Below are 13,891 nucleotides of genomic sequence, written 5' to 3'. Positions count from 1 at the left end.
GTGATTATCACCAGTCCTAAATAGTATAGAGCCAATAAAAAGAGGAATCCTGAATCAGGATTCCTCTTTTTTTATACGAAGCATATAGCTTCAATGTTATGATATTCTAGTGTGCAACTGCATCCTGGTGATTTTCATCCACAAACGAAACTTGGACGTTTTCTGTCAACACATCAGTGTATGTATAAGATACACGTTCAAAGTTGTGTTTATCTTGGTCTAATTCAACAACGAATACCGCTGGATATGTTTCTGATAACACGCCGCAACGTTCGATTGTTTTTTTACGACCACCATTTGCTTTAAGTACAATACGGTTTCCTAAATGACACTCAAGTGCATTTTTGATTTCCCAAATTGATTTTGGCATATTGCTCCACCTCGCTACAAATTGTATTATAACACATTTATAGCGATTCAGTCAAATAAAATTTAAATTTTAACAATCGACGGGCAGCATGTCAATATTTTAAAACTCTAATTCCGGGAAATTTTTCAAGTTAGTGTACAAATTCGCAAATTCTTTAATAGATAATGTTTCTCCACGACGTCTTGGATCAATTCCACTCTCATCTAGCCAAGTTTTAATCTTGTCTTTCAGTTTTTTACCATCGAAAAATAAGCTTTGATAATTATTTGCGATTGTTTTTCGACGTTGGCTGAATGCTGCTTTTGTCATTTTAAAGAAGCGATCTTCATCGTCTACAGAGACAATCGGTTCAGTACGTTTCATCAGTTTAACCACAATCGAATCTACATTCGGAGGTGGCATAAAGACTGTTTTAGGCACAGTCAGTACTTTAGATGTTTCAGTATAATACTGCGCCACAATCGATAATGAACCATAAGCTTTTGTGCCGACAGCCGCATTTAAACGTTCTCCAACTTCTTTCTGCATCATCACCACATAGCCATCAATTGGTAAAGACTGAGACATCAAGTTCAATAAAATAGGTGTCGTTATATAATACGGTAAGTTCGCAACGACCATAATCTTATCGCAGTCTGAAAAATGTGTTTGCACTGCTTCTACCACATTTGCTTTTAAAATGTCTTCATTAATCACAGTCACATTGTCATAATCTGACAAAGTATCATCTAAAACAGGAATCAAGCGTTGGTCAATTTCAAACGCTACGACTTTTTTCGCATGTTTCGCTAATTGTTCTGTTAAAGACCCCATACCAGGACCGACTTCAATAACACCCGTTGTTTCGTCAATGTTGCTCGCTTCGATAATTTTATGAATAATATTCACATCAATTAAGAAGTTTTGACCTAAACTCTTCTTAAAATCGAATTGATATTTATCTAACAAGGCACGCGTACGTGTCGGTGTTGCTATATCTTTTTTCATCACTTACGTTTCACTTCCTTTATCTTCATTCAAAGCAGCTCTGACATCTGCTTCTGTATAACCAAACGCATTTAATTTCTTTAAAAGTTGTTTGCCGTTGGAATGACCAATATGTAATTTACGCCCTAATACTTCTCGTTTATGACGCGCATCAGGCCCGACAATTAAACCTAAATCAATCAAAACAGCTTTGCTGATAGATTCCATGCCTTCTTCAAAGGGCGAAGATACATGCATTAACGCTTCTCTGATGGCTTCAAATGAGGCATGTTCTACCCCGATTTTACCACGTTTATTTTTCGCTTGTTCACGGTCAATATACGCATGTTTCACACCTGGTACATGATCACGAATCGTATTTCGAATTTTATCACCCGGGAAATCTGGGTCTGTTAAAACAATTACACCTCTTGTTTCTTGCGCATATCGAATCACATCTAACGTTTCTGCATTAATGGCACTGCCATTTGTTTCTATCGTATCGCACTCTACTGCACGTTTAACACGCTCTGTATCATCGCGGCCTTCTACCACAATAAACTCATTTATTTTCATCGCTTTCGTCACCTTTCACAGTGTTAACTTTAATACTATACCATATCTGTCAGCATGAAAAATAAAACATCGTCACGTTATATCGTATCTTGTTTAATTATATATTTTGACGTCCAAAGCCGAAATCTTTATTATTTACATTAAGATGGAAAACAACATGCGCTAACATGTTATCACTCTGGGCCCGTTAAAAAGAGATGGCGAATGTTATAGCTATTCAACCAAAGTTGGATGGTTATTTTTTATGCCTTTATTTCCTTTGTTGACTACTCACAAGGATTAAACCTATCATCGTCAAGAAGACCATAAGCATTCATAATCACTCATCGTGTATCCTCTCTGGAGTTGTGCATCATAGACATCAGCCCTTTGAATGGATTAGCCACCATCTATCCAACTTGCTTGAAAAGGTTACAATATGAACAGAGCTTATATTCTTATATAAAAATATGATTTTAATATCATAAAAATGATACATTCAAACATGACGAAAGCGCCCTTCTGATGTAGAACGGCGCTTTCTCTTTATATTATTGATTTAAGTTAAATAATCTTTCCGCATTTTCAGTCGTTTGTTTTGCGACTTCTTCGTAACTGATACCGCGTAATTCTGCGATTTGTTCCGCAACTAATGTCACGCGCATCGGTTCGTTACGTTTACCTCTATAAGGGTGCGGTGATAAATAAGGTGCATCTGTTTCTACTAATAGACGATCTAATGGCACATGTTTTGCGACTTCTTTAGGCTGTTTCGCATTTTTGAATGTGACAGGTCCGCCTAATGAAATATAGAAACCGAGTTTATTAATCACGACATCTGCGATTTCAGGTGAACCGCTGAAACTATGCATAATACCGCCGACTTCTTCTGCGTGTTCCTCCATTAGAATATCCACACAATCTTGTGTCGCTTCACGATTATGAATGACAATCGGCAAGTTCACACGTTTTGCGAGTGCGATTTGTTTACGGAACACTTCTTTTTGAACATCTTTTGGTGATTTATCCCAGTGATAGTCTAAGCCCATTTCACCGATGCCGATCACTTTAGGGTGCTCGGCTAATTTTTCAATCCATTGTTCACGTTCTTCTGTGTAATCAATCGCATCCACTGGATGCCAACCAATAATCGCATATAAGAAATCATATTGTTCCACAAGTTCCATCGCACGTTCAATCGTTGGTGTATCAAATCCAACGACAAACATGCGATCGACACCTGCATCTCTTGCACGGTCGATGACTTCTTGTAAATCTTCATCATATTGTTCTGCGTTTAAATGTACATGTGTATCAATTAACATGATGTGTACTCCTTTCATTACTGCTTTTCTCAGTGTTCATACACTATGATTATACCCATTCTTTCTATGAAACATTTGAAATTATGAGTAAGCGTCAAAGAAGCGGCTCAAACAGAAGCGGCTCAAACAGCATTCGCTGCAAGCCGCTTGTCTTGATTGTTTAATTATTTAATCACTGCACCGTTAGGAATCGCATTCGGCAAGCTGACCAGTGTTAAGACACCGTCTTTTTCTGCTGATAGAATCATACCTTCTGATTTACGGCCCATTAATTTTGCTGGTTTCAAGTTCGTCACAACTGCGACTTTTTTACCGATAATATCATCAGGTTCATAGAATTTTGCGATACCTGAAACGATTTGGCGTTGTTCTTCGCCTAAATCTACTTGAATTTTTAAGAGTTTATCTGATTTCTTCACATTTTCTGCATCCATTACTGTTGCAGCTTTGATTTCAACTTTATCGAAATCTTTAATTGTGATTTGAGGTTTCGCGTCTTCTTGTGCTTCCTCTTTTGTTTCTTCTTTTGCTTCTTCAGCTTGTGGTGCTGAACCTTGCATTGAGTCTTTAATAAATGCCACTTCTGCTTCTGTATCTAAACGAGGGAAAATCGGTTTAGGTTTTTCAGTTACTGTAATCGGTTCAGTTAATGCACCATATGAATTTAAGCTGTCTAGTTCATATAGTTCAGGACTATTGATGTGTAATTGCGCAAAGATTTCACGTGGTGCGTGTGTTAAGAATGGGCGTAATAAGACAGCTGCGAAGCGGATATTTTCCACTAAGTGTGCCATCACGTTGCCAAGCATTTCTCTTTGGCTGTCATCTTTAGCTAAAATCCATGGTGTTGTTTCATCAATATATTTATTCGTACGGCTGATGAACTTCCATACTGTTGAAAGTGCAACAGAGAACTGTAAGTTTTCCATATTTTGATGGTATTCTTTGACTGTATCTAATGCGAATTGTTCCATCTCAGCATCCAAGTCATGTTTTGGTCCTTCATACGCAGGCAACTCGCCGCCGAAGTATTTGTTGATCATCGCAATCGTACGGTTGACTAAGTTACCTAAGTCATTGGCTAAATCAAAGTTTGTACGGTCAACGAACGCTTCTGGTGTGAAGACACCGTCAGAACCAAATGGTAATTCTCGCATTAAGTAGTAACGTGTCGCATCTAAGCCATAACGATCGATTAATACGTTCGGATCTACGACGTTACCTTTAGATTTACTCATTTTACCGTCTCTCATTAAAATCCAACCGTGTGCGAAAACGCGTTTTGGAAGCGGTAAGTCTAGCGCCATTAATAAAATCGGCCACACGATAGAGTGGAAACGCACAATTTCTTTCGCCATTAAGTGTAAATCAGCCGGCCAATATTTTTGGAATAGGCTATCATCATCTGATAAATAACCAAGAGCTGAAATATAGTTCACCAACGCATCAATCCATACGTAAACAACGTGTTTAGGATTAGACGGTACTTGTACGCCCCAATCAAATGTCGTACGTGAGACAGCCAAGTCTGTTAATCCTGGTTTAATAAAGTTGTTAATCATTTCGTTCTTACGAGAAGGAGGTTGAATGAATTCAGGGTTCGCATCATAGAATTCTAATAAGCGATCCGCATATTTAGAAATATTGAAGAAGTAACTTTCTTCTTTAACTAATTCTACTTCATGTCCAGAATCTGGGCTTTTACCACCAATAATATTGCCATCATTATCGTATTCTGGATCATCAAGTTGAGATTCTGTATAGTAAGTTTCATCCGGTACAGAATACCAGCCTTCATATTCACCAAGGTAAATATCACCTTGTGCTAATAGACGTTCAAAGACTTTCTCTACAACTTCTTTGTGACGTTTTTCAGTTGTTCTGATAAAGTCATCATTTGAAATCTCTAATTTTTCCCATAACGCTTTAATACCTTTAATCATGTCATCTAGATATTCTAATTCTGTAAGGCCAGCTTTATGTGCCTTTTCTTGAATTTTTTGGCCATGTTCGTCTGTACCTGTCAAATAACGTACATCATAGCCTTGCATGCGTTTGTAGCGCGCAATGACGTCGCCTGCTACAGTTGAATAGGCATGCCCAATGTGTAATTTACCACTCGGGTAATAAATAGGTGTTGTTATATAAAATGTATCTTTCGCCATTCCATGCTCCTCCTTGTATCTTACATAATTAATATATCTAAATTCAGTATTGATTTCAATGCAGAGTCCCCGTCATGACAGTCTCAGAAACACACTCAACATGACTTCTAACGCAAAATAAGTCCTTGTACTCTTCATATAAGTTCGACTGATTTGATTCCATATGTATATATTGTAACAATTCTAATGAACGGTGCATATAGAGACGATGTTGATTATGTAAAATTGACATAAAAATAAAAAGAAACTCACAAACGTCTATTTATGAGCCAAAACGATTTGATGTAGTTTTTTCTTGGTTAATGATTATTAATGGGAAATAAGCTGACTATATCACCTATTATCTGCACTGAACGTATTCATTTGATTTATTATTCCTTAATCAACCCCTTGTATTGATAAAAGCAACAGAACCCGAGAAAGCGTTCTGTTGCTGAGGAATTAAGTAAATAATCTTATAATCGCAAACGTCACACTGACCACTGTAACGATGATTGCGATATTTAATAATTTTCCGCCTTGTTCTTGTTGGTATTTTTTGTATTTCGCACTACAAATAATACTTCCAACTCCAAAGATTGGCATAATTAATGAGAGGACAATGAAAACCCAAGCCCAAACTTTTAATGTTTTTCCTGCTTCTTTCACTTTTTCTGCCATGTTGTTGCGCTCCTTATATGTTTATTCTCCTGCTTTTTAGGAACAGGACACACCTATCTACTCATTTAGGAATACACACGTGTGTCCGTTCCTATGAAGCAGTTATTTCACTCTTTTCAGTGAACCTTGTGCGTCTTTTTTGTAATGCAACTCATGTTTTTGATCTTTGAATTCATACTTCACTACTACTTGGTCGACGTCATCATTTCCAGAGAAAGGCATGGATGACATGCTGCCGATGAGTTTAGTCGGGAGGTCTACGTCTTCGGTGAAGTGAAGCGGCACAGTCAATATTTTATCTTTCTTATCATAAACAACATTTTTATGATCAATTTCAAATATTTTTACAGCTTCTAACTTTCTATCAGCCTTATGCAAATCATTTTTTACAGAACCAGGAAGAGGATCCCCCTTCGCGCAACCCATTACGATAACCATCAATAGGCATAAACTCATCAAACAAATTTTCTACATAGTTTACTCCTTCGATTTAAATTGTTAAATAATGATTGAATAGAAGATTAACAAAACCAACGTTCCTAACGGTCTGAGTGTGATAAACGAAAATTTTCTTCTTCTAACTGCTAATACAATATCAATAACCAAATAAATAATAACCATTAAAAATAGGATAAGACCTATTGTGAAAATACCGCCTGCTAAATCATCTTTTAAAACAGGTGTTAACTTTAATTTAATCGCAATCATACAAACAATAGAGATAATTGCTGAAATAATACCTTTATACTTAGATGAAGCAAGATTAATTTGAATACTTTCAATGTCTTCATACTGTTCCTTAGTTACTGAATGTTCTGAGAGAGGATCCAAACTTCTTAGCTTCACTTTATAAGGACGTGTCCAAAACGATTTAATCGCCAACCATCCGTATACCACTACACTTATAATGAGCACAAGTATGTAATTCTGTAATGAACTAAAACTAGAATCTACAAAGAAGAATGTAATCAAAAAGATTAACGCAGATATACCATAGGCAACCCATTGCAGTAATTTAATTCCTTCCGCATACATTACCGAAGTAATATACACCACGTAATACAAACCTGCCATTAAAATTAATAATAAATATGTCATATGTTTTCTCCTACATTTCCATAACCTTTACTTTCAACATCTCACCTTGCCAATACTCAGGTTCAACTGAAAATTCTACCTTTGCCAAATTAGGCATGATTAGAACATCTAATTCTATAATGCTTTTACTTCTTTTTTTATTGGCGGGACTTAATTTTAGAATTTATTTTTTGAAGAAAGAATTTACTTCTGCCAGTTTATAATTCTTCGAAATCAGAATATGAAGTTTTAAAAATAAAACATTTAAAAATGATTGTTTACCATTAGAACATGAATCAACTAATATTTTATATTATATATTGGTATTACTCTTTTAAATCATATTTTTTCCTGTACTCCATTTCCGCTTTGATATATTCATTAAAAATAATGATACATGTTGCATTAATAGAAAGTATAGTAAAGTTAGTAACATTTATTAAAAAGCTATTATCCCAAACATTTGGAACCAAAATGAACTCTACTATTTTTTGAGCATAAACTATCCATGACAATAATTGCACGCTGATTATCCAAATAAATTTTCTATTGTTTCTTTCTTTTCTCGTTTTTCCTTTGTATTTATCAGGATGCCTCAAAAAAAGTAAAATACTCCCTATATGAGCAAAATAACTTAATACCATAGCAGATATACCAATAATCCATATTCCATACAAATTATAACCTTGATGGGATGCAATTATATAAAATGCGTTATAGAGTACAAAGGTAAAATTATAAAATGATAACACACATACACCTGTACTAATTCTTAATTTTTTTTGGAAGCTTTCATAATTTTTAGGTTGCTTTTTTATAAAAATAGGCAACAAGCTAATTAAACAAATTAGTATTTCTATTCCTGTTACAATTTTAAGATGATTAGGTAATCCTGCAATTTTGGGACCACCATATAAATACGGCACAAAACTAAACAATAAAAATCCTAAAGCAAATAAAGCTACAATTTGAGAAACTGGTGTTCTTAATTTTCTATACAAATCTTCCATCGTTTCCATCCATCCTTATTTAAAATATGCTACCAAGCTTTTGCCAAATCCACCTGCCAAAGCACTACCAACTTTGAATGTAAGAAAAAGGCATAACCAATATACTGCCGATAAGTTTGGGCAGGGGTTCTACGTCTTCGTTGAACTGAAGCGATCATGTCAATTTTTTATCTTTCTCATCATAAACAACCTATTTATGTTCAATCTCAAATATTCTTATAGATTCAAACTTTCTATTAGCCTTATGCAAATCATTTTTACAAACCCAAGAAGAGAATTACCCTTTAAAATTAGCAATAAATATATCATATGTTTTTTCCTACATTTCCATTACCTTTACTTTGATATCAACCTAACTCATGTCATCCATTTCGTGAATAACGTGATAATACGGTGATACAAGTTGAAATTGATATTTTTCGCAAAACCTTCAATTTCAGCTAAAACTTCTTTTTCTTCAGTTTCATATTGATTGATCTTTAATCGCCCTTCTAACATCTGATCAATATAAAGAACGTTCTAAATTCTAAGTCATCACTGGTCACAAATTGTGTATAAGTCGCCATCATTAAAGTAACATTCACTCGGTTATCTTTCATAAACCGTGTGTACACAAAAATTAATAATCCTTTCTTATTCAATCCATAACTCATCATAAGTTCTACAAAGTGTTTCGTGCATTTTCCCAGTTCCAACACGTTATAATCTAAATATTCTTTTCAAACTACAGGTCTATACATCATCTGCGAATCACTCACCTCTTTCATTCTAATTTGCACAGATTTCATATAATATAGTTAATATATACAACAGTTACATCTAGTTGGAATAACTCAATCATTTTTCATTTCACTATTTATATTATGTTCTTTTTCATAATCTAGCTTAGCATTCACAACCCCCAAAAAATCACAAATGTGAAAACGTTCGATATTAGTATTAAAAAATTAGTTGCGTTTATTATGAATTTGTTATCTTTCGCGTTTGGAATAGTTAAAAACTCAATGATCTTTTGAATATATACACACCATGAAATAATTTGGATTGATGTAACCCAAATTATTTTTTGATTATTTCTATCTCTTCTTGTTTCACCTTTGTAGCGATCTGGATGTCTAAAAAACAACAGTATGCTAGAGACATTAGCTATATAACTTATTAACATAAATGTTATTCCTACAACTCAGCAACCAAATAATTTATAATTATTTAATTTCCCAACAATAAAGAATATATTATAAATAATAAAAATTACATTATAGTACGAACATATAGTAATACCTGTCGAAATCCTTAGACTTTTCAAAAACGTTGAATAGTCAACAGGATGTTTTTTGAAGAATAAAGGAACAAAACCTAATAATATAACTATAATTTCAACAATTGATGAAATCACTAAATAATTTGGTGTATCTCTAAGATCTTTCCCTAAGAAAAAAGGATCACAACTAAACAACAACATCGCTATACTGAACACACTTAACACCTGGGTACTGGCATTCTTAATTTTCTATATATATCTTCTCGCATAAACTCATCTTTCATTAAAATAGGTTACCAAACTCTTAACAAAACTATTGGTTGTTATAACTAAACTCTCTTTAATTTATTTCTTCAAAATGTTTGAAAACCTGACATCCCCTATTTGCTGAAAATTTACCTTGTCATGGGTTAAGTCTGGTAAAGTACATCTAATTATTACTACAAGATTATGATTTAGCTCTTATCTCTTCTTAACTTATTTTATTTAAGCCATTGCACTTCATAACCCTATTTGCTATCTTAAGTTTTAGAAAATACTATTTACACTTTATTTGTTAATTAGTATTTTTAAAATTATCATATAAAACTTTACATGTTTTGTATAGAGCGTTTACAGTTTTTTTACACTTTGTTTTATCTCACTCTCTTTATTTTAATATCTTTGAAAAGGACTTTATAAATAATGAAAAACACAAAATTAACATTATCTTTTTTATCACTAATCATTTCCAATTCATTAACTTTAAGTAATGTTGTATCTTTTGAAACTCTAGAAGAAGCTATAAGTAAGCATTCGAATGCAGCTTTTAAAGTGAATACTTGAGATGACTCATTTACATACAGTTATGGTCAAAATGTTCTATCATAACCACAACATTCTGAACCAAGTACCATTCATACCAACCAACAAGCAAATAATTTATATACGCCGAGGCAATATACCTTATAAACGTGCAATAAATGGTAATACTATCAGCACATTTTGGGGAGATGCTAAAAACTGGGCAAGCCAAGCACAAGCTGATGGTTTTATAGTTAATAATCAACCTAAAAAAGGTGCTGTTTTCCAAACACCCCTAGGCGTTTGGGGACATGTGGCTTATGTAGAACGCGTCAATATGGATGGTAGTGTGTTTATTTCCGAAATGAACTATATTGCACCATACATCGTGTCTACACGTACTATTTCTGCTTCAGAAGCACGAAATTATAATTATATCCATTAATAATAAGCAACATTAATAAAATATATTTAACCAAAATAATTAATGAGGTGACCTATGAAAAAGATATGCAGCACCATTATCATTTCCACTTTATTACTAGGAGGATGCCACAATTTGAATAATTCTTTCACAAACAAAGTTCCTGATACTATGCCTGTTAATGAATATAAAGGCCAAGGTTTTCAACCTCATGCTGAAAAGAAAGTCATTGAATTAGCAAAGAAACATTATAATGAATATGCAGAATTAGGAGAAAGATTCTTTCAAGATAATTTCGGTTTGAAGGTTAAAGCTACTAATGTGGTCGGCAGCGGAGATGGTGTGGAAGTATTTGTCCATTGTGATGATCATGACATCGTGTTTAATTCTAGTATTGTTTTAACATCAGACTCTTTAGGTCATAAAGGATCAATGCGTGCTAATGGAGAAAGCGACGAACTTTCTACTCAAATTGGAAAAGTAGTCAGCGGCTTTGACTACAAAGCCAACAAGAAAGAATACGATGAACTTTATCAATACTTCAAAGATAATCAAAAAAAATACAGTTATTACGGGTTTACTAAAGAAGCTATAAATAAAACTCAAAATTCAGGTTATCAAAACGAATTTTTTTGGATTAATGGAAATCCTATGACATTAAAAGAGTATCATGAAAAACTTTATCCTTTGATTACTGAGAATGGAAAAACGTTCAAAGATAAATATTACAGCGTTCAAACATCACTGTATAATCAACCTAAATTTGAAATCGTCACTAACTTATTCTCTCGTAATAAAAGCTATAATAGAAAATCTATGTCAAAGAAAGTAGTAGAAATATCTAATGATATTGAGAAATCTATACCTAAAGAAATTCAAGTAAATATATTAGCTACTGATCAAATAATCAATACTAACTCTGCAAGATATAACCAAAATTATGATCATAGAGTTGAATGGAGTATAAATAATGAATGAAATTACAGAACGCGATAAAATTGAATTAAGTAGCTATTGGGCATATCAAGATATGAATAATAAAACTCGAATAAATGTTAATGGAAAATATTTTAAAATCATAGATTCATACCATTCCGAAAATTATTCAAATAAGAATGGTAGCCTCGATGCGGTTACGTTTGAATTATTAGATAAAGACAAAGGAACTGGCCAACAATTCATTGCTTTTCAAGGTACAGATAACACTGAAAAACTAAACCCAATCAACCCTTTAAGAGCTTTTTTAGCTGATGATTGGTTAGAAAACATCAAGCTGGCGAATAACAAAAACAAAACAACTCCTTTATTAAATCAAACCAATGATTATATAAAAGATTATAACAGGAAAATTGCAGACGCTAAGTTACTAAACGAAAAAGAATTTTTTCATAAGTATTATATACCTATTTCAACATATGAAAATAAACAATTAATTGGTATTGGCGGCAATTCTCAAGGAGGCGCTTCAGCTGCCTATCAATGTATTCAACATCGTAGTATCCCAGTAACTATCACAAATAGTGCGATGTTGCCCTTATCATCATTTGATTATTTAGATGTACCTTACTATAAAAATATTATTAGATACCATAGTCATTATGACATCTTGTCTTGGATTCAAGATCCTTTTGTAAAACATGTGCCATCAAAGCGTGTCAATGTGGATAGTGGGGTACCGACTTTAAAAGGGCTAATCGACAGTCATTTAGGCTATAAAAGAAAATTCGATTCTAAGACTAATGGTTATAAAAACATGCCAATTCATACTGTAACATCAGTAAAAGATGTCGTATTAAAAAATGGAATGTACGTGCCTCTGACAATCAATATTATGATTGAAATGGACGAACGTATCCCTATGAATGTATGGACTGGTGATGCGATTTCTGTTTCTGGAAATAGCGGACTGATTAAACTGGATATTGAAAATCTAAATAAATTATCTCAAATGGTTTCGGGTGAAATGAGTACCATGCTACAAGAATGTGTATCTTATTTAAATGAAAGTTACAATATCTCCGAAAAGGAAAATGGTCAATTCGATACACGTAAATATAAATTAAAGGACCATTTTGAGAAAACGATTAAGCTTAATGAAGTTGAAGGCTGGTCAACATCCTATAAAGAACGTAGTCGTAACGTTGAAAGTAGCTTAAATGATTTAATGGACACAATAAATTCTATAATTTTAGCCTCTTTGATTATGCCCACATTTAAATCTGTTACGCTTTTTCTAACAAATGCTAAATTGCTAAAATCCCAAGTCGAAAAATTTATTGAAGAGATTTATGATCAAACAGAAAGAAAGATTAGTGAGCTCTTTAAAAATATTGAGCATGATATGCAAGATGGCATACCTGAAGAAACAATGAAGCATTTAAAACTTACCAAAGAAGGCATTTCAAAAATCAAACAACAAAACGATATTTTTGGTCAACAAATCAATGATTGCCATAGCGCAATGTTACAAAAAGATTTGACTGTCATGGAAGGAGATTTCTCTATACCTAATGTTGGTGAACATATGGTAACTCAATTCATTGAACCTTCCCCCTATATGCTTAAGAATATGTCTATACTTAAAAGTCATATAGATACTAGCATCAAAGATTTAGCTAAATATATTCAAAAATTATATAACGAACACGGTAAAATTATCAGTGTTTTACTTGAAACATTAAGTTTTAATTTATCGAGCATCGCTTCTGATTTAGATATATTAGATACCATGTTAAACAATCCAACAACTGAAATTTTAAGCAAAACTTCTCATATTTCATTAGGCAACATTCGTCAAAAATCCGAAAATGCTAGGCATTACTTGCGTAGCCTAGAAACAGTTTTAAATGATGGTAAAGAAATTTCACCTATACTCAATAATCATTTAAGTGATATTTTAATTAATATGAAACCCTTCATTGTACAGATGATTTTTGAGCCATCTCATTATGATGATATGTTTATACTTAATAAACAAGCTCAAGCACGATTAGATCAAATGACACAACAATTAGAAGTCGTAGTGAATGGATTAAAAGAAAATGAAGGTGCTGCTATTCGTGCTTTAGATACTTCAGCTAACACGATTCAAAAGAATATGAAGCTGATTAATAAAGAACTTAAAAAGCTATCATTATATTAATTCATCAATATCATAAGAGGTCACCTATGAAGAAACTATTTTTTATTACCATTATTTTTGTTTTTATATTCAGTGGATGCAACAATTTGAATAATTCTTTCACAAACAAAGCTACTGACACTATGCCTGTTAATGAATATAAAGGCCAAGGTT

General features: G+C 33.2%; 12 protein-coding genes and 2 pseudogenes. 3 read left to right on the top strand and 11 right to left on the bottom strand.

The annotated features are described in order from the left end of the window. Positions 1–106 precede the first annotated feature (106 nt). The 11 genes and pseudogenes from veg to HMPREF3031_RS13885 form a co-directional block, all read right to left on the bottom strand. Positions 107–370, bottom strand: coding sequence for a biofilm formation stimulator Veg (gene veg, locus HMPREF3031_RS09200; protein WP_002481909.1), 264 nt, complete (start codon positions 368–370; stop codon positions 107–109). Positions 371–469: 99 nt separating this feature from the next. Then, a complete protein-coding gene (gene rsmA, locus HMPREF3031_RS09195) occupies positions 470–1,357 on the bottom strand; it encodes a 16S rRNA (adenine(1518)-N(6)/adenine(1519)-N(6))-dimethyltransferase RsmA (protein WP_037556669.1) in 888 nt (295 codons plus the stop codon). Positions 1,358–1,360: 3 nt separating this feature from the next. Further along, positions 1,361–1,912: a ribonuclease M5 gene (gene rnmV, locus HMPREF3031_RS09190; protein WP_057510605.1), complete on the bottom strand. Its 552-nt coding sequence runs from the start codon at positions 1,910–1,912 to the stop codon at positions 1,361–1,363. Between the two features lie 530 nt (positions 1,913–2,442). Further along, positions 2,443–3,216, bottom strand: coding sequence for a TatD family hydrolase (locus HMPREF3031_RS09185; protein ID WP_002481906.1), 774 nt, complete (start codon positions 3,214–3,216; stop codon positions 2,443–2,445). A 164-nt stretch (positions 3,217–3,380) separates the two neighbouring features. After that, positions 3,381–5,414 carry a methionine--tRNA ligase gene (metG, locus tag HMPREF3031_RS09180; RefSeq protein ID WP_257243559.1) on the bottom strand — a complete coding sequence of 678 codons (2,034 nt, stop codon included), beginning with the start codon at positions 5,412–5,414 and terminating at the stop codon, positions 3,381–3,383. A 408-nt stretch (positions 5,415–5,822) separates the two neighbouring features. Continuing rightward, complete coding sequence (locus HMPREF3031_RS09175; RefSeq protein ID WP_002481904.1) at positions 5,823–6,041, bottom strand: hypothetical protein; 219 nt, start codon at positions 6,039–6,041, stop codon at positions 5,823–5,825. A 102-nt stretch (positions 6,042–6,143) separates the two neighbouring features. Then, positions 6,144–6,479, bottom strand: a complete 336-nt coding sequence (locus HMPREF3031_RS09170) for a hypothetical protein (RefSeq protein WP_002481903.1) — start codon at positions 6,477–6,479, stop codon at positions 6,144–6,146. 60 nt (positions 6,480–6,539) lie between these two features. After that, positions 6,540–7,139 (bottom strand): DUF5080 family protein, encoded by a 600-nt coding sequence (locus HMPREF3031_RS09165; protein WP_002481902.1) that lies wholly within the window; start codon positions 7,137–7,139, stop codon positions 6,540–6,542. A gap of 305 nt (positions 7,140–7,444) precedes the next feature. Continuing rightward, positions 7,445–8,137: a DUF5079 family protein gene (locus tag HMPREF3031_RS09160; protein WP_081600409.1), complete on the bottom strand. Its 693-nt coding sequence runs from the start codon at positions 8,135–8,137 to the stop codon at positions 7,445–7,447. Positions 8,138–8,619: 482 nt separating this feature from the next. Continuing rightward, positions 8,620–8,835 (bottom strand): annotated as a pseudogene (locus HMPREF3031_RS13820) (hypothetical protein); the annotation flags it as partial. Positions 8,836–9,311: 476 nt separating this feature from the next. Next, the gene (locus HMPREF3031_RS13885; protein ID WP_369122619.1) at positions 9,312–9,635 is read right to left on the bottom strand and encodes a DUF5079 family protein; all 324 of its coding nucleotides are present in this window, start codon (positions 9,633–9,635) and stop codon (positions 9,312–9,314) included. 669 nt (positions 9,636–10,304) lie between these two features. On the opposite strand from HMPREF3031_RS13885, the pseudogene HMPREF3031_RS09150 reads away from it, so the two are divergent. The 3 genes and pseudogenes from HMPREF3031_RS09150 to HMPREF3031_RS09140 form a co-directional block, all read left to right on the top strand. Beyond that, positions 10,305–10,617, top strand: a pseudogene (locus HMPREF3031_RS09150) (CHAP domain-containing protein); the annotation flags it as partial. A 114-nt stretch (positions 10,618–10,731) separates the two neighbouring features. Beyond that, positions 10,732–11,574: a DUF1672 family protein gene (locus HMPREF3031_RS09145; RefSeq protein ID WP_373364844.1), complete on the top strand. Its 843-nt coding sequence runs from the start codon at positions 10,732–10,734 to the stop codon at positions 11,572–11,574. Then, the gene (locus HMPREF3031_RS09140; RefSeq protein ID WP_002481896.1) at positions 11,567–13,738 is read left to right on the top strand and encodes a hypothetical protein; all 2,172 of its coding nucleotides are present in this window, start codon (positions 11,567–11,569) and stop codon (positions 13,736–13,738) included. The genes HMPREF3031_RS09145 and HMPREF3031_RS09140 overlap by 8 nt, the downstream gene beginning before the upstream one ends. The last annotated feature ends 153 nt before the right edge of the window (positions 13,739–13,891 follow it).

This window comes from Staphylococcus sp. HMSC072B07, from assembly GCF_001815505.1.
GTDB lineage: Bacteria > Bacillota > Bacilli > Staphylococcales > Staphylococcaceae > Staphylococcus > Staphylococcus simulans.
Note: the sequence above shows the minus strand (reverse complement) of the source record. Positions and strands in the feature narration are given on the sequence as shown.